This window comes from Nostoc cf. commune SO-36, from assembly GCF_023734775.1.
Classification (GTDB): domain Bacteria; phylum Cyanobacteriota; class Cyanobacteriia; order Cyanobacteriales; family Nostocaceae; genus Nostoc; species Nostoc commune_A.
In genome coordinates this window covers 114,551-137,527 of record NZ_AP025732.1, presented here as the reverse complement: position 1 = coordinate 137,527, position 22,977 = coordinate 114,551, and the positions used below count along the sequence as shown (strand labels likewise).

Genomic DNA, 22,977 nt, shown 5'->3' with positions numbered 1-22,977 from the left:
TCAGTAGCTATCTAAATATTTTGTATCTTTCATCATACTGTTGATCCTAACCAGAAAGTCTTGTTTCATGGAGTGCAACTGACTTGTTAAGTTATATCTTTATGTATTCTCCAATATTCAAATAGATTTTTAACTTTCACCATCTCTATAGGTTTAAAAATAAAGTGCTTATCTTCTCTATCGAGGTCACTTTGAATATACCTACCGATATCTGAATCATGTATGTCATCCAATTTCCTTAAATTATTCGATAGATAATTCTCAAATTCCTTGCGCTCATCATGATTTCTGTATAACAGAAATATACCCTCTGCACTCTGACTTTGAAAGTCTAGTTTGCTATCTGTCATGAAATTTAGAAACGCTCCATTTCTACTTTGAAGCACATAGTACATATACCAAACTTCACGTCTTGATACTCGAACATGACCATTACTAGGTACTGCTAATTGAATCCTCATTTCATCGCAGTACATATAAGACAACGTGAACAATGTTGTAGATAGGTATTTAAATTCTGCTTCTCCTATAAACGAACTTTTATTTATATAGAAATAACTGAATATATCCCTAAACTCTCTTGGCTCTCCGAATTGTATTTGATACTCAGGATTATATTTGTGATAAGCACACTCTTTATTTCCTATATCCTTGTCCCATTCCTCTGGCTTCCATAAGAAATCAACGATTCTATCGCTGGGCTGGACATCCAACCCAAAACGTTCTCGCCACATCATTTCAATTATTCTGATGTCAGCACTTTTGTCAATAGGTGTATTCGTATCAATGTTTCTTGTGTAAATGCTGTTTGCTCTTATTTGCTTGTCCCTATCTCTGTACTCGTCTCTTAAATAGTAAGGTTTAAAGGGTTTCTCAAAGATTATTAAAACATCTATTTCATGGCTTTCTAATTCAAATGTCCTTAATTCGATCTCTGGTCTTATGTCGCCAGCAAACGGCTTTGAGCGCAAAAAATCTATCAAGTCAGTTTGTGACTTTCTATTTTCTTGCTCTACTCCTTTTATTTCACAGCCAGCTTGAGGATCGCTCACTCCAAAGATTAGGTACTTATTTCCCTTATGTAACGAATTAGCGAGACAAAGAATATCGTGAAGCAGTGAAGCCTTATTATCATGATGCTTCTCTTTAAAATCCCAATATTGACCTTCTCGCTTCGTTGCCACTAACTGTTTGATTTCAGCCTGTAGATTGAAATCCATTAAGACTCCGAACTGCAAAGGTGCAGTTTAACACATTAAATAGGGTAATCATAAGGCACAAGGGGATCGAAGCGTATTTATTTGTATTTTACAACCCCATAACCGTGCGATAATGAGCCTCTATTTGCGCGACGGTTTCAGACTTACGCTTTGTCTCCCATTGACTACGATTAAATAATTCTTCTCGCAATTCATCAACATTAATTGTTGTCACTTTGCCATCAGCAACAATTTGCTTGCCATTCACCCAAGCACTATCAACAACATTCGTGGGACGACCTAAAACTAATAAGCCAATAGGATCTGTACGGGGTAATAATGATAAATTGGTGAGGTCATAAAGTACCAAATCGGCTTGTTTACCCACAGTTAAGGAACCGAGTTTATCTGCTATATTTAGTCCCTTTGCACCTCCCAAGGATGCCATTTCTACTGCTTGTCTGGGCGTAATCCAGTTTTGGTAATCTGAGTCTGTAACGTTGTGCAAAATAGAACCCATTTTGATGGCTTCTAACAAATCTTGAGAGTCATTACTAGAAGCACCATCACAACCAAAAGTTACATTTACTCCAGCTTGGCGATATTTTAAAATTGGGGCGATGCCACTGCCTAAACGCAAATTACTTAAGGGATTATGAACAACTGTAGATTGAGTTTCGGCGAGAATGGCGATATCAGCATCATTTAACCAAACGCAATGAGCAAGTGAAGTTTTATTGCTCAATATCCGATTCTTTGCAAATGTTCCACAGCAGTACAACCGTACTTTTCTTGAGCGAGCTTTTCCTGTGCCCTGGTTTCGAGTAAATGGGAGTGACGACAAAGATTATAGCGATCGCTTAACTCAGTACACCCCTGAAATAAAGCATCAGTACACAATTGAATCCCTGTTGGTGCAACTAAAATATTTATACCCTCATCCGGGCGATGAAATTGTCTTACTGCCTCTTCGATGATTTCTAATGTTGCCGCAGTTGAGCGAAAATAAGGTTCATGCTTTTGGGCTGATTCTCCAGACGGAATACCTGCGCTGAGGGATTCATCTTGAATTAAGGGGGCGATAAAAGCACGAATTCCCACTTCTCTGTAAGCGCGAGTAGCAATGGCGATCGTTTCTAACTCAAGTCCGGGAATTAACACTAAGTGATCTACTACACTCGTCCCGCCGGAAAGTAGGGTTTCTACCGCAGTACCCAAGGCGCTGAGATAAACTTGTTCAGGATCGAGGGGGGCAAAATCATACAGTTCTGCCAACCACAATTCTAAAGGGAACGCTGACATGATTCCTCGCTGCCACATCTCGGATGAGTGGGTGTGGGCGTTGAAAAAGCCAGGTAGCAGTAGCTTATTTTTGCCATCAATGGCAGTGCCAATTACTTGGAGATTGGGGGCAATGGCTGCGATTGCACCATCTATAATCTGTACATCTACCGTTGCATAATCATCACTGAAGGCAATCAAAACATTCTGGATAGTGAAATTCACCATATTTAACCTTGATTAAGTAATTGTATTTTCAACTGGATTTCAAGTTACAAAATAGAAAATGGTGTTGGGTATTGGAATTTTATGAATTTACCACTACGGACATTGGGAGTTCCACCAAATGCGTGGACAGTGAATGATGCGATCGCAGATATCACTCGTCCTCAAAAGACTCCACAACCCGTTATTTTATCAACAGAAACTAAAACCCTGCATCTAGACTTGGCAAAAGCTGCTATCCTCGTCATTGATATGCAAAACGACTTCTGTCACCCTGATGGCTGGTTAGCGCATATCGGCGTGGACGTAACTCCAGCGCGTCAACCCATTGAACCTTTGAACAACTTACTTCCCGAACTGCGTGAAGTTGGCGTTCCAGTCATTTGGATAAATTGGGGCAATCGTCCCGACTTGCTCAATATTAGTGCTAGTTCGCGTCACGTTTATAATCCCACAGGGGAAGGTGTGGGATTGGGCGATCCACTGCCAAGCAATGGTGCTAGAGTACTCATGGCAGGTAGTTGGGCCGCAGCAGTAGTAGACGGACTAGAACAGATTCCCGAAGATATTTATGTAGACAAATACCGCATGAGCGGATTTTGGGATACGCCATTAGATAGTATCTTGCGGAATTTGGGAAGGACAACATTATTTTTTGCTGGTGTTAATGCCGATCAATGTGTGTTAACTACTTTATGTGATGCCAACTTCTTAGGATATGACTGCGTATTAGTTAAAGATTGCACCGCTACCACTTCTCCTGAATATTGTTGGCTGGCGACATTGTATAATGTCAAACAATGCTTCGGTTTTGTCACTAACTCCCAAGAGATTTTAACATCGCTGCAAAAGAGTGAGGAGTGAATCAATTTTGGATTTTAGATTTTAGATTGATCCCATGCATTAATGCTTTTTATTCGCTCAATAATTTTAGATTTTTTCTCGAGTTTAAATTTGCTTGCTCTCAGACAATTTTGAATTTTGAATTATTCAATCCAAAATCCAAAATTTAAAATCTAAAATTCTGTGATTCAAGACTTAGATTTTAGGAATTTTCGTACCCATCGATAACTTCAGAGGGGATAAATAAATGTACGCTACTCGTTGTGTAATTCCGGTGATCAAATCTCCCAAAGATTACCAAGTATATCGCATCAGTCCCAACGACTCTAATCGATTAGCAATTATCTTTGATTCAACAAATGCTAATACTTCCTTGACTTGCTGTATTGAAATTTTTGATGTTGGTGGACAAACACCGCCAAATCGCCATCAGTGGGCGGTGGAAATGTTTTTTGTCCTGAAAGGGGAAGCGATCGCTATGTGTGACGGCAAGAGTGCCACGATCAAAGCTGGAGATAGTTTATTAGTGCCTCCTACTGGAACTCATTTGATTAAAAATACTGGTTCTACTCGCTTGTACACATTGACTGTGATGGTTCCCAATGAAGACTTTTCGGAATTGATTCGCAGTGGCATTCCGACGGAGTTAGATGAAGAAGATATGTCCGTGCTGGGGAGATTTAATGCTTTGATGCCCTGTTAAAATAATTCGTAATACAGCAGTTTTGTTTTACATGAAGTACAGAGCTACGAGTTTTGCATTTTCTACTTCACCTCCTTGCAAACTGCTGTATCATTCATTCATTTATTCGTTTCTATATAATTTAGTTATGCTGACGGCAGTCATTAGACTTGTCCAAAATTTTAACTTGCGAAAAAAATGGTAAAATATTTGACTCAGTGTCTACCATTGTCCAAAATTAGTTATGGTTTTTGATTATATCCAAAGAAGATTTGGTCAGATGATGTTTGAAAAGTCGTAAAGTATACTAAAATCCCCACTTCCATTCCTCTCCTCGAAAGGTCAAAAGCCTTTGAAACCGCCATTACCTTGTAGGGAAGGGGGGTTAGGTTTACGAAGCTTTGATGTTAATAAAAATACTTTTCAAACATACTCTTATACCTCAAAACTATCATTAACTATCTCAAACTCTTATAAATACCTTTTCACAAAGAGATCAAAGCTTAGTCTCAAAGCTATAAAAAATCTAGCTTTGGAGTTTCCGGACAAGTCTATTAAGCTGTGTAAAAACCTGCATAATATTTCACCTGCGCATAGATTATAGAGATAGATGCTATGTAGGAACAAGTTAAAACACTACAGCTTTAATTGCATCAAATTAAAACACACATCATAGCCTCCATAACATTAAAATCATAAATAGAAGGAGGGCCTTATGGCTCAACAATTTCTCCTATATACACAAGATTTCCAACAAGCTAAACAAGAAATAGTAGCTCTTGGCGGAAAAGTTACACAGCAGTTCACCGATGTTGTTATTGTTGTCAATCTCCCAGACTCAGTTAACCCTCAAGCTTTACAGCAATCTGCAACTGTTCCGCCTGACTCGCTCGATCCCGTATCACAACTAGCAGTAAATGCCTGGAATCAACTTCAGGCTAAAGGACTAGCTGACGGAGCGCCCAGTGCTACAGAGGGATTAAGTTGGGACACATCGGGGTATTCACCACCTCGTTATAGTGAAAATAATCCTGATGCAATTAATCGATCTGCTACTCTGACAGAAAACCTTCCTGAGGAGTCTACTGGTACGCCCACAAGTCGCTATATGGTCGGATCTATAGCAGTTGGTGTGGTAATTGTTTCAGGAACTCAGGCTGATCTTGCTTTTTCAACTGCGGAACAACAACAGGTGATTCAAGAAGTGCAAGAAGGACTCAATTTCCTTGCAAGTGCTGAACCTCGTGCAAACATTACCTTCGTTTATGATATTCGCCTTGTGACAGTATCTGCGGCTCCCGGTTCTACCGATACCTATGAGAACGCTGAAGCACCTTGGCGTGATGCTGCGCTTCAGCAAATGGGCTTTTCGGCAAATCGTTCAGGCTCAGTTCAATATGTCCAGAATCTGAGAAGTAACAGAGGAACTGATTGGGCTTATGTTGGCTATTTTACTAAATATCCTCTGAAACATTTTGCCTATGCCATTAATGAAAAAGTTTGCATGAACTATTCAAACGATGGATGGGGTTCAGATCAAATTAACAGAGTTTTTGCTCATGAAAGCTGCCACATTTTTGGTGCGGCTGATGAGTATGGAGATTGCTCCTGCGGTGCTAGTTATGGACATCTTGGCATTCCTAACAACAATTGTGTCAAGTGTTCGGGTACACATGTGTCTTGTTTGATGGATGCTAACGTACTAGAGCTTTGCCAATGGAGTCGTGGTCAAATTGGATGGGATGATCGGTTACTCGGATCTTCATGGCAGCGATTTGAGTTAGCTCCAGCAGGTAGTGCATCAACTAATGGTGGCATTACGACTGTATCAAGAATCCCCAACAGCATGGAAGTCTGGTGGGTTGGAGCAGACGGCTCTATCCAAGATGCTTACTGGTACGAGAATGTCGGCTGGCAGCGATTTGAGTTAGCTCCAGCAGGTAGTGCATCAACTAATGGTGGCATTACGACTGTATCAAGAATCCCCAACAGCATGGAAGTCTGGTGGGTTGGGGCAGACGGCTCTATCCAAGATGCTTACTGGTACGAGAATGTCGGCTGGCAGCGATTTGAGTTAGCTCCAGCAGGTAGTGCATCAACTAATGGTGGCATTACGGCTATATCAAGAATCCCCAACAGCATGGAAGTCTGGTGGGTTGGGGCAGACGGCTCTATCCAAGATGCTTACTGGTACGAGAATGTCGGCTGGCAGCGATTTGAGTTAGCTCCAGCAGGTAGTGCATCAACTAATGGTGGCATTACGGCTATATCAAGAATCCCCAACAGCATGGAAGTCTGGTGGGTTGGGGCAGACGGCTCTATCCAAGATGCTTACTGGTATGAGAATGTCGGCTGGCAGCGATTTGAGTTAGCTCCAGCAGGTAGTGCATCAACTAATGGTGGCATTACGGCTATATCAAGAATCCCCAACAGCATGGAAGTTTGGTGGGTTGGGGCAGACGGCTCTATCCAAGATGCTTACTGGTACGAGAATGTCGGCTGGCAGCGATTTGAGTTAGCTCCAGCAGGTAGTGCATCAACTAATGGTGGCATTACGGCTATATCAAGAATCCCCAACAGCATGGAAGTCTGGTGTGTTGGGGCAGACGGCTCTATCCAAGATGCTTACTGGTACGAGAATGTCGGCTGGCAGCGATTTGAGTTAGCTCCAGCAGGTAGTGCATCAACTAATGGTGGCATTACGGCTGTATCAAGAATCCCCAACAGCATGGAAGTCTGGTGGGTTGGGGCAAACAGCTCTATCCAAGATGCTTACTGGTACGAGTAATGCCAAAGGCACTAGCAATTAGTGGTATTACTCAGGACTTATAACTTGAGTAAAATTAGAATTTGGCTTTGGTACAGGGCAGTATTTGATGCAGACAAAACAGAAAAGCGATCGCTGTCAACTTGTTAAAGTGGATATTTATGTAAAAGTTAAAGCGATCGCGGTAGTCTTTGTTTTATGCGGTGCGGGTATTTTTGAATACAATGAAGTGAATTTTTCATTTTGGTAGACGGTCAAAATTTCGTTCTACCATTTTTTTTGACAGGTCTCATTACTGTCTTTTGGAAATAATTTGTTTTACAACAACAATAAAGCGTTCCATGTCAGCGTGGGTAATGGCTCCCATTGTTGATACTCTGAAGATTGATTGAGCTAAATTTCCCTGTCCAGAATAAATTATATAATCTCGTGCTTTCAGTTGGTCGTGAAATTCTTCATAGCTGAAATTATCTGGCAAATAGTAGGCATTCAAAACCACAGATGAACTGCCAAGAGGAAGTAAAGGTTTAATTCCGATTGAGGCTAAACCGTCTCTGACTAAGTTGGCAAGTTGGTTGTAATGGCTATATCTGGCACGCCAACCTCCTGCTTCTGCCATTTCTTGCAAAGCTTCTGTTAAGGCGTAAAATGTCTGTACTGATTGCGTAAAAGGTGTGCCGCCTCGGTCTTGCTGCTGGCAATAAGTTGCTAAATCTAAATATAAGGTGCGGGGAATTGTGTCTACTGATGGCAGTGCATCCCGTTGTAGGATGACAAAGGCCACTCCGGGGACGCCATGCAGACATTTATTCGCTGTCGCAGCGCAAGCGGTAATTCCCCAATCTGCAAAATTTAATTCCTCAGCACCAAAGCTGCTGACTGCATCTACTAATAGTTTGATGCGGCGTTCTTGGCAAATTGGCGCGAGTTCCGCTAAATTATTTAGGCGACCGGTAGTAGTTTCATGATGAACGATCGCAAGGTGGGTGATATCGGCGTTTTCATCTAAAAGCTTGACTAAAGCGTTGATATCTATTTCGGCATTCCAGGGGTGGGAAAGTGTGATGTAATTAATGCCGTGAATTTTAGCGATTTTGGATAGCCGTTCGCCATATACACCGTTTTCAATTACCAGTAATTTCCCATCTGTGGGTACTAAACTGCTAATCATCGCTTCCATCGCGGCGGTTCCAGAACCGGTGAGGAGAACTGCTGCCCAGTCGCTTCCCAGACCGTACACTTGAAGTAGCTGTTCGCGGATTCTGCTTTGAAGTTGAGAAAATTCTACCTCACGATGACACAAATCGGGACGCAACAGGGCATTTCTGACGCGATCGCTCAAATTTACAGGGCCGGGATTTAGTAAAATCATTTTGTCGTTGGGCATTGGGCATGGGGCATTGGGCATTAATAAATTAAGAGTTTGTACTTAGAATTTATTAATTACGAATTACGAATTACGAATTACCAATGTGTTTCATAAAGCGTTGTAAAACTGCCTCCGGGGTGAGGTTGGGTCTGGGTAGTTTTTCTAAAGTTCCGGGACGGATCTTTAAATGAGCAAATTTAGGTCTGGTGTTAGCATCTGCGGTAAATAAGGCATCTAAAAGGGCGGGATCATCTCCGGCTAATGTGACACCATAGCCGCACGCTTCGGCAATTTTGGCAAAGGAAATACCCGCAGAAACGGTGGCTTGTGCGCCTGTGGAATCGTGGACTTCATTATCTAAAAGAATATGGGTCAAGTTAGCACCGCCATAAGTGCCGATGGTTGCAAAATTACCCATTCGCATTAATGCTGCCCCATCGCCATCAATTACTACTACCTTCAGGTCTGGACGTGCTAAGGATAATCCTAACCCCATTGAGGAAGCGCAGCCCATTGAGCCGACCATATAAAGATGATTGGCGCTGTCTTTACTAGCGAAGAGTTCCCGTCCTGTGTATCCGGTGGTGGCAATTACTACAGTGTTTTCTGGATCGGTAAGTTCCACAATCCGAGCTAATGCTTCGCTGCGAGAAATGCGTTGTTCTTTGCGATCGCGAAAAAAGTTTTGCTGAATATAAGCGTTAGCACTATTTTCTCGTTCGGGGATAGAACAACGGGTGAGAGCATGGGGGGCGATCGCTCCTTTACGCATGATTAAAGCATAAGGACGGCGTTCTTGTTGCATGTAGGCTGTGGCTCTTTGCAGAACGGGTTCTATTTCTGCTGCGTCTTTGGGAAAAAATTCCCAAGGTATAGTCATTGTTTCTAGCAATTTCTCTGTGATTTGCCCCATTAATTGATGTTGGGGTTCGTCTTGTAATAGGTAATCGCCTCGCAGGGTACAAATCAGCAGCAGTGGAATCCGAAAGATATAAGTTAGGGAGGTTAACGGGTTAACTGCATTTCCCAAACCAGAGTTTTGCATCATCACTACTGCGGGTTTACCAGCAATTGCTGCTCCAGCTGCGATCGCTACAGCATCTCCCTCATTGGCTGCGGAGATGTATCTAAGTTGAACGTCATTGATGACGTAGTTAATAAAAGGCGTGAGAAAAGAACAGGGTACGCCAGTGTACCACCCAAAGCCAAGATTACGCGCAGCTTCTACAAATTCTTTTGCCTGGATCATAATTAAAACTGGGGAGTGGGGAGTAGGGAGTGGGGAAGGGGGATTGGGGACTGGGGAGTTGAGAGGAAAGATGATTACTTGAGCTTCAGAACTCGGAACTTCAGGCTTTGAACTCGGAACTTCAAGCTTTGAACTCGGAACTTCGACCTCTGAACTTGGAACTTGAGGCTTTGAACTCGGAACTCCAACCTCAGAACTCGGAACTTCAACCTCAGAACTCGGAACTTCGACCTCTGAACTTGGAACTCCAACCTTTGAACTCAAAACTTCAGCCTCAGAACTCGGAACTCCAACCTTTGAACTCAAAACTTCAACCTTACAATTCCAATGCCCCATGCCCAATGCCCAATGCCCCATGCCCAATGCCCCATGCCCAATGCCCAATGCCCAATGCCCAATGCCCCACTCCTATTGTTTTAATTGAAAAGCAAGGTCAAGATCATCTAAAGAATTAACATCTAACCAGTTACCGCGAATATAAAGCACCTTGATCGGTTTGCCTTGCTCGATTAAATAATTGCATAATTCTGGCAAACCCAGACTGTTAAATTCCGGTCGTTTTTGCAACTCATTGAGTGCTTCACTAACCCATTGTCTACCTTGACTCCGCAAGCGCAACATCCCAATCCAGCGGCCGCTAGACTTTCCTAATTGCGTTTGTGTGGTTTTAGAAACATTCAACAGGTTGACATCCTGTCCAAACAGAGAAAGATCGTCTGCAATTGAGCAATAAGCGTAATCAGGTGAACCGCTAACAGACTTGTTGTTGGCTACAGAATCAACTACAGCTACAATTTCTCCGGGACATTCTAATAAGTCTTGCAGGATGTAGCTTCTAAATAGTAAATCCCCGTAAAGCACCAGCATCTCTTCGCCAAAGTTGGCTTGAGCTACGGCTAAAGATGCTAATTCTCCCGTTGTTTCATAATCTGGGTTGCGGATGACTTTAATCCCCGGAACATTGATGGTTTCTGCTTTGTAACCGGCGACAACGGTAATATCATTGATAGCAAGTTTCTTGAATTTATCCACCAATAACCTGAGTAAAGGTTTACCGCCAAGGGGTAACATTACTTTTGGTTTATCTTGCGTCAATCCGGCTAATTCTTGGCCTCTGCTAGCAGCCAGAACGATCGCTTGGGTATTTTGTCGCCCGTTGTTAAAATAGCGTTTTTCAGCTTCTATGAGTTCATCCGCGCCCTGTAGCCGGAAAATTTCTTTTACGGAAGCAATATCATCTTCAATGTTGATTAAAGTTTCGCTGGCTTTCACTTCACGCGCGATCGCTTGCATACTAGCAACAGCAGCTCGAATCAGATGGTTTGCCCAAATGACCAAATTAACTTCAGCTTTGCGAAAAACATCGGTAGGTGTGCTGTAATATTTAGTCGGTATAAACACTAACGGGGAACGACTCGCCCATTCTTTAGCAAAGGCTAGCACTTGATCGGGGCGCGATGATTTACTGTGAATCAAGATCGCGGTTGCTCCGGCGGCATGGTAAGCTTCAGCTCGGCGCAGCGCCTCCGAAAGATCCCAGCCGGCGATCAAAGCTTCGAGTCGGGCAACGATGCAAAAATCTGGATCTGTCTGACTATCTTTACCCGCCTTAATTTTGCCGCAGAATTCATCAATATCAGCTAAAGCTTGGCGACTCCCGTTGATAAAGCTGTTGGTTTTGGGAAAAAGTTTATCTTCAATACAGACTCCAGCAATACCTCGCTGTTCTAATTTTTTAACCAAGCGACGCATATTATTAAAGTTGCCATAACCAGTATCTCCGTCTAATAAAATCGGGATGCTGGTGACATCAGACATGAACTCCAGCATTTCTACAACTTGAGTCCAACTGGCTTCATTATTATCTCGAACGCCATATTGAGCAGAAAGGGCTAATCCACTCGCCCAAATTCCTTTAAATCCAGCCTCTTCTACAATGCGGGCGCTAATGCCATTGTGAGCTTCCATAATGAAGTCGAGTTGAGGCGATTCTAGTAATAACCGCAATTGGGCACATTTATTTAATTTTGCAGAGGTGTCATTGGGTGCAAATATTGGATGCATTTATTCTGCTTTTTTCAACCTATAAATTAAAGAAGAATTCAGAATTTAGGAGTCAGAATTCTGAATCAATTAGTGAGAAATTCAAAACTGCCACTATGTTTTTGACCACTAAATCGGATATTTAATAAACTTTGGGGGTTTAAGTCCCCTGCCTCTATAGGCAGAGGCAGCGCGTTTTGTGTCGGGGTCTAAATCCCCGTCATAAAACGTAATTGCGTTAGCGTAGCGGTAGCGAGTCCGCGAGCGTCATTGCGAATTGCGAATTGCGAATTGCGAATTGGTTTAATGGGTATTTTCAACCCCTTGATTCACCCGCTAGTAGCAAATAATTCATACTGAATTCTGACTCCTGACTCCTGAATTCTTTCAAAGATATTTTCAGAAATTTTCTGCGACTTCTATCTGAGGTAAAATATCGTTTTGAGCGCGTTGAATATCTTGGGGAAAATCGATTTCGAGCCAAGGTAATCCAGTGATGTCTTCGTAACCAAATGTTTCTGGAGTTTCTAATAATAGATCCCGAATTACTTCTTCATAAGGTTCATTCTCGCGTCCGTCTGTAACATATTGTTCTGTGCGAATCGCAAGACGTTGAGCAACAGCACTTCCAAAACGAAAGAATCCCACTGACTCACCGGCAAAATCATAAGCTAAACCAGGAGCTACTTGTTTACGAAACTCCACTAGATAATTATCTCTAACACAAAGCTTCACGGGTTCATCTCCCGGTTCAAAATCCCGATCTAATAAGAAGCTGTTGGGGATATTTGTCTTTACCAATCGTTCGATGATGCGGCGATCGCACAATACATCTGCATCCATTAATAATATGTCATCGCCAGCAACTAAATGCTGACGTACAGTCCAAAGGCTGATTGTACTGCCTTTGGTGTAGTCAGGATTATAAATTGTACTAACCCAACTTTCGGCTCCTAATGCTTTGATTTCATCCTGAATTTTTTGTGCTTGATAACCCACAGCAATCACTACTTCATCAATTTGGTAATGACGGAGATAGTTAAAATGGCGCTCTAGTAGAGATTTGCCGTTAAACTTCAGTAAGCATTTGGGTTGGATTTGCCCGTCTTTACCTAAGCGTCGTCCAACGCCAGCAGCTAAGATAATTGCCTTCATCGTCAAATCACCAACAGAGCTACGACATCAGGAAATCCGGAAATTTCCCTAGTATTTTATAATGACTGTTTTTTGCTCAAGATAATATTTGTTAATTAATTCTTAATCTAATAGCAATTCTTTGTGAAACTGCACAAAAAATACAAAGAGCAAAATGCTTATTCAGCAAATACATAATGCCGTTCATTCTTCCGTCTGGAGAAGTAAGCGATATTTCCAAAAAAACCATATTGCAAAAGCTGGTGCGCCAATTGTAGCTGCGATAAGCAATGGTACTAGTCCCTGCAACAGAGTCACTAGCGGAAACAAATACAGCACATCTTCAATGTCAAATCCAGCAAAATTAGGAGGACGACTGGCATCTTTACCTAGTTTTTGCTCTATCTTATTTTGCCATTGGAAAATGCAAGCAAAAATTGAAGCAACAGATACACCTGATACTAAGCCCATCAGCAATGTCCAATCACCAAGGTAGCTGTTCCTCAGTCCATACCCAATACCCACAAACAAGAGAACGTTAATAGCTGTATCACTAGCTAAATCATATAAGTAACCAAATTTGCTGCTTTTTCCACTTAAACGGGCTAATTCACCGTCTGTGTGATCCAAAAAGTTCGATAACACAAACAGCCCAGCCCCGATGTTAGCCCAGTCTGCACTACCAACTGCCAAGGCTGCTGTGGCTAGCAATCCAGTCAGGAGTCTGAGTGTGGTGAGATGATTGGGGTTTACCCAACTGTCTTTTAGAGGTCGAACTAGCCAGTAAGCAAGTTGAGCATCCCAAGGCTTTGTAGTCATAGATGAACTTGGATTTGATGTGGTCTTTGAATATCTCTAACACTGCAAATTACCACATCCATATAAAGTTATAGATTTTTATTGATGAACTTTCTCGTTTTGAACGCTAGATTGATCAGTGAACGCTTTGAACTCAATAGCATCATGACTACAGAACAGGCGCACGTCCTGATTGCGATCGCTTGATAATGCGCGTAGTCGATCTTGATTGAGCAACCGAGCATTGCGATCCACTTCCATCATCCATTGGTAGGCGCGTAAACCTGGTGTGCAGCGTCTTTTAGCTGAGTCCATCTCGTGCCGATAAAAGTAGGCATCACCTGCGTGTAGAAGCCAACCCTCTGGTGTATCGATGGCGATACCAGCATGACCCCGTGTGTGACCAGCAAGGGGGATGAGGAGAATCTCTGGCGGTAGTCCGTCGAGGTTACGTACTGCTTCAAAACCGAACCAAGGTTCGCCTCCCGCCGAATAATACTTCCAATGCTTAACCTCGTCCCACTGTTCGGGACGAAAGCGCCTTTTAGCAATGAAGCCATGCCGATCCTGGGCGGTTTCCATCTCAGTCTGCATTACGTGGACGGTTGCTTCCGGGAAATCCTCTAGACCACCGGCATGATCGAAATCGAGGTGAGTAAGCACAATATGACGCACATCTCGCGCGGAAAATCCCAACTTCTCAATTTGATCGAGTGCCGTGTATTTTTTATCAAACTCGATGCCATTGAAATGAATGAAGAACGGGCTGAGACGAGAGTAAGGAGACTGAATATCGCGCAGTCCGAAGCCCGTATCAATGAGAACAAGTCCCTGCTGTGTCTCGATGAGCAGACAGTGGCAGACGAGGTGAGCCTTCGGGCCGCGACTGAAGCCATCGAAGAAGGCCCCACCAATTGGACACATACAGCCGCAATTGAGATGATGAATTTGCATGAATCCTCCGTTACGACTTTGACAAATATGTGAGATTGCTGACTGCGCCATTAGCTTTGCTGATGCAGTTAGCCCAGGCGATCGCACCCCGCTTAAAAGGAGTACCAACTGAGGATATTTGCTTGATCTCTAAGTGGAAATTACTTATAATTTCATGGATTGTGGGCTTTCAACCCTTACAATCTTAGGCAGGTAGCAGTGCGATCGCGTCTTTCCAAGGAAGTATCGCTAGTGTATCTTCAAGGTTACTTTTTTACAGTTCTGTATATACCTCTAACAGACTTTTAGCCTCTCAAAACTTATTTTAATTGTTACCTTAACTACGAACTTTCGTAACAATTCTCTGGGAATAAAACGAAGCTGATTCTTCATTTTTGGCGCAATCTTGGGCAAACTTAATTAAATGGTGTCCGACAAGTCCAACGTGAATCAAGTTTTCGATGTTACCTGCTTTTAGTGCTGGCTTGGCCATTTTCCAGAAAGTCTGACGATAGTTACTAAATAAGCCTATTCGCAGCAAAATATTAGCTAAATAAGTTAAACCTTTGCGAATATTAGCCCCAGAAGTGCGAGATGGGCTGTTAGGAACTTCGATGCGATTTGGATAAGTGTGTTCCATGTTGTAGGCAAATCGCTGATATAAAAATTCCGGCTCATAAGCAGTTGTAATGCAGCGCCGCCACATCTCAACAACTTGCTCGTAAGGCATCAAAAATTCAACATTTGATTCGCGGCTTTCATCAAACAGAAGTCGCCCTTCTGCTTCTAATCTCCGCCATAATGGAGTTCTCGGTAATGCATGAAGCAGGTTAATTGTCAACATGGGAATTTGCGATGCCCGCATAAATTCGATAATTCGGTCTGCGGTTTCTGGTGTATCTGTATCTAACCCGATGATGATTCCTGATACTACTTCCATGCCATAACTATTTAAAACCTGAATCGCTTTTAAGATTGGCATACTCAGATTGTGGTCTTTAGAAATCGCATGGAGAGCATTTGGTTCTGGTGTTTCGATGCCGCAAAAGATTGTGCAGAAATAAGCTTCACGCATCATTTCTAGCAGCTTTGGACTTTGAGCTAGGTTGAGCGTTGCTTCACAGGCAAACTGGATTGGGTAGCCATTGCGTTTTTGCCAGTCAATCAGGTGCGGAAGTAACTTCATGGCGGCGCGGCGATCGCCAACAAAGTTATCATCAACAAAATACACTGCCCCCAAATTGCCAGATTGTCGCATTGCATCTAACTCGGCGACTACTTGCTCTGGTGTTTTCATCCGGGGACTGTTGCCATAGAGTTCGGGAATATCGCAAAACTCGCAGTGATAAGGGCAACCGCTAGAAAACTGCACATTTGCCAGGAAATAATTATTAATATTCAGCAAATGATAAGATGGGGTGGGAAACTCTGTTAAGGGTAAACGTTCCTTGGTTTCAAAGCGAATTTGCGCTTGGGGACGTTGAGAGTTTTGGTCTAAATATTCGATCATGCGATCGCTAGCATCTCCCAATTCACCCAAATGTAAAATATCAAATTCAGGGTAATATTCTGGACAACCAGATACTGAGGGGCCACCGACAACGGTAATTTTCCCGGCTCGATGGGCAAGTTCATTAATTTGATTAATCTGTGGTTTCTGGATATGCATTCCACTCACAATCACCACATCAGCCCAGTTATAATCAGCCCGGGTTGCTGATTTGACATTCTCATCAATAAACCGGACTTCCCATTGTTTAGGTAAGTAGGCAGCCACAATTAAAATACCTTGGGGTGGCATAAAAGCCCGGACATTACCCATGAGTGGGTAAGCGTGATGAAAAGTACCAAAGGAGCGGCTGTACTTGGGAAAAATACACAGAATGCGTCGATGGTGCGAAGGAACGTAGCGTGTTCCTTGAGTCACAGGAGCGGTTTTGGAATCGGCCGCTACGTTAATTTGATTCTCTAAAGACTTTAAATTCACAGTCATCGCAAATTTCACCCTGGAAAACTGAGCAGGTAATTTGACAGTTTCTTGACAGAATTAGCTGTAATTTCAACTAGCTTACCAAAGAAAGGCAAGAGGCAGAAGAAATTAGAAATGTATTTTTGCTTAAAGCAAAGTCCTAGCTGTCTTCTGCCTGATTCATCGTGATATTTGAAAGGGTGTTTAACTGGTAAAATATAAAATTTACCCTAGCAATGCAAATTTAATTGGTTGGCAAACAACTATTATGGAAATCGCGCATGGGACATAAAAAGAGAGATTTTCATTTTTTGTTGTATCCAACTGGGTATAGGCATCTGTCATGAATTTGATTTACTTTCTTTTGCGTTCTTCTTGGGGGATGGTAGCGATCGCGATCGCTACTGGATTTTTGAGTGGCGGTAGTAGTGCTGGCTTGATTGCCTTAATTAGCCATGCTGCAAGTAGCGGTAATGCTTCCCGCCTCACATCGATAATTTGGGGTTTTGCGGGGCTGGCAATTGTTGCACTAATTACCAGTATCATTTCTCAAGTGATGCTGATTCGTCTTTCTCAAAATGCAGTCTTGCAATTACGGATGCGTTTGAGTCGCCAGATTCTCGCTTCCGAGTTGAGTCATCTGGAACGCTTAGGGAATTCTCGATTATTGGCAACTTTAACAGAAGATATCCAGGCGGTGGCTAATGCTGTTTATCAGATGCCTTTTATTTTTATTAATTTAGCGATCGTCCTGGGTTGTATAACGTATATAACCTGGCTTTCTTGGTTAGTATTGTTGATGGTTTGTGGGATTTCAGTAGTTGCGATCGCTAGTTGTCAGTGGCTACTCAACAGAGGCGGGAAATTGTTGGCTTTAGCTCGTGAAGATGAAGATCAACTGTTTAAACATTTTCGCACCATTACCGAAGGAGTCAAGGAACTCAAACTAAACTACAAGCGGCGTGAAGACTTTTTAGAAGAGAAATTACAATCAACTGCTAACGAGTTCCGTCATCATAATGTTAATGGTCTAAGCCTTTTTGCCATAACTTCAAGCTGGGGTCAACTCATATTCTTTTTTGCTCTCGGTTTTGTATTGTTCGTGCTGCCTAATCTGCTTACCATCAATCCCGAAACTCTCTCTGGCTACATTTTGACTTTCACTTACTTGGTGTTACCGATGGATAACATCATCAGTAAACTTCCCTTATTAAGCAAAGCCAGCATTGCTTTACAAAAAATCGAATCACTGGGTTTATCTCTAGCTAGTCGAACTGAAATATCCACTGTTCCACCTGCTCTGAAATCTGACTGGCACAGCTTAAAATTTAAACGTGTTACCCACACTTACTACACAGAGCAAGAAGACAATAGCTTTATTTTTGGCCCTATAGATTTGACACTCTATCCTCAAGAATTAGTCTTTATTGTCGGCGGCAATGGTAGCGGTAAATCTACATTAGCTAAATTAATTACTGGACTTTATATCCCAGAAAATGGCGAAATTTGGTTTGATGAAGAGTTTAATTAGCGAAGAGAATCGAGAATGGTATCGCCAGCATTTTTCCGTAGTATTTTCCGACTTTTATTTATTTGAGGAACTTTTAGGATTAAAAAATTCTGACTTGGACGCTCAAGCCAAAAAATATTTAAAACAACTGCAATTAGACCATAAAGTTAAAGTTGAAAATGGGCAACTTTCCACCACTTCTCTTTCTCAAGGACAACGGAAACGGCTAGCTTTGCTCACAGCTTACTTGGAAGATCGACCAATTTATCTATTTGATGAGTGGGCAGCCGATCAAGACCCAGTATTCAAAGAAATATTCTACACTCAACTTCTCCCAGAACTGCGATCGCGCGGTAAAACAGTGCTAGTGATTAGCCACGACGATCACTATTTTCATTTAGCAAACCGAATTATCAAACTTGATTATGGACAAATAGAATACGATAAAACTTAATCTGTCAAGGTATATAGCAATACAGTTCAGTTAAGGCTAAGAACTGATTGTAAAGAAAATCTATAACTTTTCAATTCAATCCCACAGAAAACAATTTACCAACTTGCGCCAAATCTACATTTCCACCACTGATGATGACACCAATCCTCGCCTTTGGTGCTGTCACCACACCTTCGAGTAAGGCTGCTGCTGCGAGTACTCCCGTAGGTTCAACGACAATTTTCAGACGTTCCCACAAGAAAAACATGGTGCGAAGAATTGCTTCTTCTGATACCGTCACCATATCATCGACGTAATCCAGCACTAAGGGGAAAGTAATTTTACCCAGGCTAGGAGTCCGCGCACCATCGGCGATGGTATGAGGATTTTTGACTGTTTGCAGAGTTTTGGTGTGAAAGGAGCGGGTAGCATCGTCGGCAAGTGCTGGTTCTACGCCGATTACTTTACAATTGGGTAAAAGTGCTTTGGCTGCGATCGCACATCCTGAAAGTAATCCGCCACCGCCACAACAAACTAATAGCAAGTCTAATTTACCAACTTCTTGAATCAGTTCTAAAGCAGTTGTACCCTGTCCGGCGACTACATGAGGATGATCGTAAGGGGGAATAAGTGTCAAAGAGCGATCGCTTGCTAATTTTTGGGCTAATTCTTCCCGGTTTGTTTCTTGGCGATTGTATAAAATTATCTCTGCACCATAGCCACGAGTAGCAGTTTGTTTAACAGCAGGTGCATCATCAGGCATGACAATGGTGGTGGAAATATTGAGTAATTGCCCAGCTAAAGCGATCGCTTGGGCATGATTTCCCGATGAATAGGTGAGAACGCCTGTTTGTTTTTGGGCTGCTGATAGTTGGGCTAGGGCATTGTACGCACCTCTAAATTTAAATGCCCCCGTGCGTTGAAAGTTTTCGCACTTAAAGAATACTTGGCTATTGGTGCGATCGTTAAAGGTTCTAGAAGTAAGCACAGGTGTGCGGTGGGCAATCCCCAAAATGCGCTTTTGTGCTGCTTGCAAGTCAGTTATAGTAACAGAATTATGTTGTGGCATTGGTGACAATATTAAATCTTTTTGTTGTTGTTTATATAGATACAGATTTTTATATTTGCGTTTAATATCCTGGATTGAAGCATACTCATTTCAGGTGGATAGCATCATTTATTGTCTGCATAAAAATAGCTACAGCAGACATTATATATTGCTGTAGCTATTTTTATAAAACTTAATTAATTCCAGTTAATCATTTTTATCACATGAATAAAACATCTGAAAGTCGGCAAAAAAGAACTGCTCTAATTACAGGAGCAGCTAGCGGGATAGGGTATCAATTAACCCAAATTTTTGCTCGTCATAATTATAATCTTGTGTTAGTAGATAAAAATGAACAAAAACTTACTGAAATCATAGATGAGTTTCCGCAAAAGTTTGGCATCTCTGTCAAAACTTTTGTTAAGGATTTATCTATCCCAACATCTCCAGAAGAGATTTTCACAGAGCTACAGCAAGAATCGATCAAAATTGATGTGCTGGTTAACAATGCTGGCTTTGGTACTTATGGAGTATTTAACGAAACAGACTTGACTATTGAACTGCAAATGCTTCAGGTAAATATGGTCAGCCTGACTCATTTAACTAAGTTGTTTCTTAAAGATATGGTCGAGCAAAACTATGGAAAAATATTAAATGTAGCCTCAGCAGCGGCTTTTCAACCAGGGCCTCTAATGGCAGTTTATTTTGCGACAAAAGCTTATGTATTATCATTTTCAGAAGCGATCGCTAATGAATTAGAGGGCACAGGTGTCAGCGTAACTGTTCTTTGTCCAGGGCCAACTGCATCAGAATTTCAACAAACTGCTGCAATGGAAGATTCAAAAATTGCTAGCGTTAATAGAATGATGGATACAGAAACCGTCGCTAGAATTGGTTATCGGGGCTTAATGAAAAATAAAACCGTTGTCGTTCCTGGGATGAGAAATAAAATATTGACTGAAAGCATCAGATTTACACCCAGAAATTTAGTAACAAAGGTTGTCAGAAGTATGCATGAACTTAAAAAAAATAGGTAGTTTGATATTTTATACCCTTTCCCAAAAGACCTGATTGACGGATTTTTTAGAATAAAGAATCTGTTAATCGGGTTTTTTTGGATAACAGAACTTACGCAAAATATCTCTTAAACTCTTCCTCCGTGTTCTCTGTGCCTCTGTGGTTCGATTTTTCTTTACCTGTGCGTAAGTCCTAATTACTTTAAGTACCCTTGCGAAAATAACAATGAGCAAACGTGGCGTAAAAATGTTAATCTAAATAACCAAAGCCTCTGTTTATAATATTGTAAAAGTTTTGCAAACTCAAATTGACAACTAAATAAGGATAAGCTTCTAGGGTTCCGATCGCACCAAAGTGTGATGTCTGGTCCAAGAGAAGCAGCCGACTCAGAGCGAGTCGGTCACACGGCGGGAAAAAAGCCCGGGAGAGCCAGACAGCATGACTGTATTGGTAATCTCCTGGGCTTTGTTATTTGAGTCAGTAGTTTTATTCAATTTTTCAACTGACAACCGTAACAGGAGGATTTTATAGTGCAAGCATCTACTCTGCCGAATCTAGAGGCAATTGATCCAAGCCTGATTTTGCTCGATGAAAAGCTGCCTGGTGGCGCGTATTGGCACTACGTCATCAAACGGGGAAATACCCTGCGTGTGACTGATTTGGAAGGATCTCAGGGTGTTTCCATGATTTGCTACAACGCCGATAGCCCAATTGAACGGCTGAACGTAGCAGATACCGCCAAGATTCAGTTCAACGCCTTCGTGAAAAAAGGCATGGTAATTTACTCTGATATGGGACGCATTCTGTTCTCCATCACAGAGGATACCTCCGGCCATCACGATTTAATCTGTGGTTGCAGCAATGCTGCTAGCAATGCTGCCAAATATGGCGAAGGGACTTACAACAAATATGGCGAAAGCGATTACAATAACTCCCGTAATAATTTCCTTAAAGCCTTGGGCAAGCGTGGTTTAACTCGTAAAGACTTAATGCCTAACCTTAATTTATTTAGCCGAGTCGCAGTGCATCCAAATGGAGACTTGGAATATGTTACAGGCAATGAAAAACCAGGCAGTTTTATTGATTTACGGGCGGAAATGAATGTGTTGGTGATTATTTCCAACTGTCCCCATGTGTTACACCCCGATACAGTATACAAGCCTAAGCCAATTCAGCTTACCGTTTGGAAATCATCTGCACCAGCACCGGACGATTTGTGTCGCACTGCAAATGAAGAAGTGATTCGTGGTTTCATTAACACTGATGCATTATTTGCTCAGGATTAGTTGGTAGTTTAGTTTGCGTTGGCAATCTCTGTTTCTTGGCATCTGAAAATAAAAGAGGAATCCCATTATGGTCGCAACATTACCCATCGAACTCGATCCAGCAAGAGCAATTTATGATCAGGAGTTGGCTGCCCGTCAGCCCTGGTCTAAGATCATCAAAAAAGGGCAAATTTTGCGGATTATCGATTTACTAGGCAATCAAGCCGTTGACACACTAATTTACAACGCTGATGATACCTCAGAGCGTTATAGCGCTCCCGATACCATTGTCCGCCAAGGTAATATTTTCATTACTACAGGCACGCAGTTGATTTCCAACGAAGGAAACGTGATGATGACCGTCATTCAGGATCAATGTGGCAAACACGATACGCTGGGCGGGGCGTGTAGCATGGAAAGCAACTCAGTGCGCTATGCGCTGCACAAGAAGCATCTACACGCTTGTGTCGAGAATTACTTGCTGGAACTGAGCAAGTACGAGATGAACAAACGCGATCTCGTCAGCAATGTGAATTTCTACATGAATGTTCCTGTCAACGAAGATGGCACATTGGAAATTGTCGATGGGATTTCCGAAGCCGGGAAGATCATCGATCTACGGGCAGAGATGGATGTGATGGTGTTGATTTCTAACTGTCCGCAAATCAACAACCCATGCAATGCTTACAATCCTACGCCAGTTAGGTTGATTGTTTGGGACGCAGCTTGATGCTTCCACCCCTTCAAGGGATTAAATTATTGTTCCAACCAGAGTGTCCGTAGGGGCACGGCATGCCGTGCCCCTACAAATTTACTCGGAGTTGAGCCTTTGAACTCGGAAGTTGAGCCTTTGAACTCGGAAGTTGAGCCTTGGAACTCGGAAGTTGAGCCTTGGAACTCGGAAGTTGCACCTTTGAACTCGAAAGTTGAGCCTCTGAACTCGGAAGTTGAGCCTCTGAACTCGGAAGTTGCACCTCTGAACTCGGAAGTTGCACCTTTGAACTCGGAAGTTTGCACCTTTGGACTCGGAATTTTCAAAATTATAAAAAAACAAAGATGAATGGTAGAGACTATTTCTGCAAAAATGGGATAATCTCTATGCTTGTTGGTTGCTGGTTCAGTTCTTAGGGACTAGCAAAAAATAAATTATCCCAAATTATTTGTAGGTTTGTAGGAGCGCAAGGCTTTGCGCCTCTTGATGGGATGTTTTTT

Annotated in this window: 18 protein-coding genes, 2 pseudogenes and 1 riboswitch; of the genes and pseudogenes, 10 read left to right on the top strand and 10 right to left on the bottom strand. The window is 42.2% G+C overall.

The genetic code is table 11. The features are described 5' to 3' along the window. Positions 1–86: 86 nt before the first annotated feature. Together ANSO36C_RS00605 and ANSO36C_RS00600 are read right to left on the bottom strand one after the other, a co-directional pair. Positions 87–1,220 (bottom strand): AlbA family DNA-binding domain-containing protein, encoded by a 1,134-nt coding sequence (locus tag ANSO36C_RS00605; protein ID WP_251957926.1) that lies wholly within the window; start codon positions 1,218–1,220, stop codon positions 87–89. An 88-nt stretch (positions 1,221–1,308) separates the two neighbouring features. Further along, positions 1,309–2,705, bottom strand: a pseudogene (locus ANSO36C_RS00600) (amidohydrolase). Positions 2,706–2,789: 84 nt separating this feature from the next. Here ANSO36C_RS00600 and ANSO36C_RS00595 point away from each other — a divergent pair. The 4 genes from ANSO36C_RS00595 (at position 2,790) to ANSO36C_RS00580 (ending at position 7,247) form a co-directional block, all read left to right on the top strand. After that, on the top strand, positions 2,790–3,569 hold the full coding sequence (locus ANSO36C_RS00595) for a cysteine hydrolase family protein (RefSeq protein WP_251957925.1): 780 nt from the start codon (positions 2,790–2,792) through the stop codon (positions 3,567–3,569). Between the two features lie 226 nt (positions 3,570–3,795). Further along, positions 3,796–4,251 (top strand): cupin domain-containing protein, encoded by a 456-nt coding sequence (locus ANSO36C_RS00590; RefSeq protein WP_251957924.1) that lies wholly within the window; start codon positions 3,796–3,798, stop codon positions 4,249–4,251. A 694-nt stretch (positions 4,252–4,945) separates the two neighbouring features. Beyond that, positions 4,946–7,018 (top strand): PLL family lectin, encoded by a 2,073-nt coding sequence (locus ANSO36C_RS00585; protein ID WP_251957923.1) that lies wholly within the window; start codon positions 4,946–4,948, stop codon positions 7,016–7,018. A gap of 88 nt (positions 7,019–7,106) precedes the next feature. Next, entirely contained in the window at positions 7,107–7,247 is a 141-nt protein-coding gene (locus ANSO36C_RS00580; RefSeq protein WP_251957922.1) for a hypothetical protein, read from the top strand. 42 nt (positions 7,248–7,289) lie between these two features. On the opposite strand, the gene ANSO36C_RS00575 is transcribed toward ANSO36C_RS00580, so the two are convergent. From ANSO36C_RS00575 to ANSO36C_RS00550, 6 genes are all read right to left on the bottom strand, one after another. Continuing rightward, on the bottom strand, positions 7,290–8,384 hold the full coding sequence (locus ANSO36C_RS00575) for a 2-aminoethylphosphonate aminotransferase (RefSeq protein ID WP_251957921.1): 1,095 nt from the start codon (positions 8,382–8,384) through the stop codon (positions 7,290–7,292). A 70-nt stretch (positions 8,385–8,454) separates the two neighbouring features. Next, on the bottom strand, positions 8,455–9,921 hold the full coding sequence (gene aepY, locus ANSO36C_RS00570; protein WP_251957920.1) for a phosphonopyruvate decarboxylase: 1,467 nt from the start codon (positions 9,919–9,921) through the stop codon (positions 8,455–8,457). A 102-nt stretch (positions 9,922–10,023) separates the two neighbouring features. Continuing rightward, entirely contained in the window at positions 10,024–11,679 is a 1,656-nt protein-coding gene (aepX, locus tag ANSO36C_RS00565) for a phosphoenolpyruvate mutase (RefSeq protein ID WP_251957919.1), read from the bottom strand. Positions 11,680–12,057: 378 nt separating this feature from the next. Further along, positions 12,058–12,813, bottom strand: a complete 756-nt coding sequence (locus ANSO36C_RS00560) for a phosphocholine cytidylyltransferase family protein (protein WP_251957918.1) — start codon at positions 12,811–12,813, stop codon at positions 12,058–12,060. A gap of 183 nt (positions 12,814–12,996) precedes the next feature. After that, the gene (locus tag ANSO36C_RS00555) at positions 12,997–13,611 is read right to left on the bottom strand and encodes a CDP-alcohol phosphatidyltransferase family protein (protein ID WP_251957917.1); all 615 of its coding nucleotides are present in this window, start codon (positions 13,609–13,611) and stop codon (positions 12,997–12,999) included. A 78-nt stretch (positions 13,612–13,689) separates the two neighbouring features. After that, the gene (locus ANSO36C_RS00550) at positions 13,690–14,514 is read right to left on the bottom strand and encodes an MBL fold metallo-hydrolase (RefSeq protein ID WP_251960215.1); all 825 of its coding nucleotides are present in this window, start codon (positions 14,512–14,514) and stop codon (positions 13,690–13,692) included. Positions 14,515–14,573: 59 nt separating this feature from the next. On the opposite strand from ANSO36C_RS00550, the gene ANSO36C_RS00545 reads away from it, so the two are divergent. Then, positions 14,574–14,732, top strand: coding sequence for a hypothetical protein (locus tag ANSO36C_RS00545; protein ID WP_251960500.1), 159 nt, complete (start codon positions 14,574–14,576; stop codon positions 14,730–14,732). A 128-nt stretch (positions 14,733–14,860) separates the two neighbouring features. On the opposite strand, the gene ANSO36C_RS00540 is transcribed toward ANSO36C_RS00545, so the two are convergent. Continuing rightward, positions 14,861–16,516, bottom strand: coding sequence for a B12-binding domain-containing radical SAM protein (locus tag ANSO36C_RS00540; protein ID WP_251957916.1), 1,656 nt, complete (start codon positions 16,514–16,516; stop codon positions 14,861–14,863). Positions 16,517–16,835: 319 nt separating this feature from the next. On the opposite strand from ANSO36C_RS00540, the pseudogene ANSO36C_RS00535 reads away from it, so the two are divergent. Beyond that, a pseudogene (locus ANSO36C_RS00535) lies at positions 16,836–18,456 on the top strand (cyclic peptide export ABC transporter). A gap of 70 nt (positions 18,457–18,526) precedes the next feature. Here ANSO36C_RS00535 and ANSO36C_RS00530 read toward each other — a convergent pair. Next, positions 18,527–19,504, bottom strand: a complete 978-nt coding sequence (locus ANSO36C_RS00530) for a threo-3-hydroxy-L-aspartate ammonia-lyase (protein WP_251957915.1) — start codon at positions 19,502–19,504, stop codon at positions 18,527–18,529. Positions 19,505–19,707: 203 nt separating this feature from the next. On the opposite strand from ANSO36C_RS00530, the gene ANSO36C_RS00525 reads away from it, so the two are divergent. The 4 genes from ANSO36C_RS00525 (at position 19,708) to ANSO36C_RS00510 (ending at position 22,825) form a co-directional block, all read left to right on the top strand. Then, the gene (locus ANSO36C_RS00525) at positions 19,708–20,520 is read left to right on the top strand and encodes an SDR family NAD(P)-dependent oxidoreductase (RefSeq protein WP_251957914.1); all 813 of its coding nucleotides are present in this window, start codon (positions 19,708–19,710) and stop codon (positions 20,518–20,520) included. Between the two features lie 301 nt (positions 20,521–20,821). Then, positions 20,822–20,929: riboswitch (guanidine-I (ykkC/yxkD leader) on the top strand. A 101-nt stretch (positions 20,930–21,030) separates the two neighbouring features. Further along, the gene (locus ANSO36C_RS00520) at positions 21,031–21,786 is read left to right on the top strand and encodes an urea amidolyase associated protein UAAP1 (RefSeq protein WP_251957913.1); all 756 of its coding nucleotides are present in this window, start codon (positions 21,031–21,033) and stop codon (positions 21,784–21,786) included. A 67-nt stretch (positions 21,787–21,853) separates the two neighbouring features. Further along, entirely contained in the window at positions 21,854–22,495 is a 642-nt protein-coding gene (locus ANSO36C_RS00515) for an urea amidolyase associated protein UAAP2 (protein ID WP_251957912.1), read from the top strand. 99 nt (positions 22,496–22,594) lie between these two features. Next, positions 22,595–22,825 (top strand): hypothetical protein, encoded by a 231-nt coding sequence (locus tag ANSO36C_RS00510; RefSeq protein ID WP_251957911.1) that lies wholly within the window; start codon positions 22,595–22,597, stop codon positions 22,823–22,825. Positions 22,826–22,977 lie beyond the last annotated feature (152 nt).

What these genes read in the sequence shown, in the direction of transcription:
- ANSO36C_RS00540 (WP_251957916.1), bottom strand. Translation starts at nt 16,516, where the DNA reads ATGACTGTGAATTTAAAGTCTTTAGAGAATCAAATTAACGTAGCGGCC.
- ANSO36C_RS00580 (WP_251957922.1), top strand. Translation starts at nt 7,107, where the DNA reads ATGCAGACAAAACAGAAAAGCGATCGCTGTCAACTTGTTAAAGTGGAT.
- ANSO36C_RS00555 (WP_251957917.1), bottom strand. Translation starts at nt 13,611, where the DNA reads ATGACTACAAAGCCTTGGGATGCTCAACTTGCTTACTGGCTAGTTCGA.
- aepX (WP_251957919.1), bottom strand. Translation starts at nt 11,679, where the DNA reads ATGCATCCAATATTTGCACCCAATGACACCTCTGCAAAATTAAATAAA.
- ANSO36C_RS00560 (WP_251957918.1), bottom strand. Translation starts at nt 12,813, where the DNA reads ATGAAGGCAATTATCTTAGCTGCTGGCGTTGGACGACGCTTAGGTAAA.
- ANSO36C_RS00605 (WP_251957926.1), bottom strand. Translation starts at nt 1,220, where the DNA reads ATGGATTTCAATCTACAGGCTGAAATCAAACAGTTAGTGGCAACGAAG.
- ANSO36C_RS00595 (WP_251957925.1), top strand. Translation starts at nt 2,790, where the DNA reads ATGAATTTACCACTACGGACATTGGGAGTTCCACCAAATGCGTGGACA.
- ANSO36C_RS00530 (WP_251957915.1), bottom strand. Translation starts at nt 19,504, where the DNA reads ATGCCACAACATAATTCTGTTACTATAACTGACTTGCAAGCAGCACAA.
- ANSO36C_RS00550 (WP_251960215.1), bottom strand. Translation starts at nt 14,514, where the DNA reads ATGTGTCCAATTGGTGGGGCCTTCTTCGATGGCTTCAGTCGCGGCCCG.
- ANSO36C_RS00515 (WP_251957912.1), top strand. Translation starts at nt 21,854, where the DNA reads ATGGTCGCAACATTACCCATCGAACTCGATCCAGCAAGAGCAATTTAT.
- ANSO36C_RS00575 (WP_251957921.1), bottom strand. Translation starts at nt 8,384, where the DNA reads ATGCCCAACGACAAAATGATTTTACTAAATCCCGGCCCTGTAAATTTG.
- ANSO36C_RS00525 (WP_251957914.1), top strand. Translation starts at nt 19,708, where the DNA reads ATGAATAAAACATCTGAAAGTCGGCAAAAAAGAACTGCTCTAATTACA.
- ANSO36C_RS00590 (WP_251957924.1), top strand. Translation starts at nt 3,796, where the DNA reads ATGTACGCTACTCGTTGTGTAATTCCGGTGATCAAATCTCCCAAAGAT.
- ANSO36C_RS00585 (WP_251957923.1), top strand. Translation starts at nt 4,946, where the DNA reads ATGGCTCAACAATTTCTCCTATATACACAAGATTTCCAACAAGCTAAA.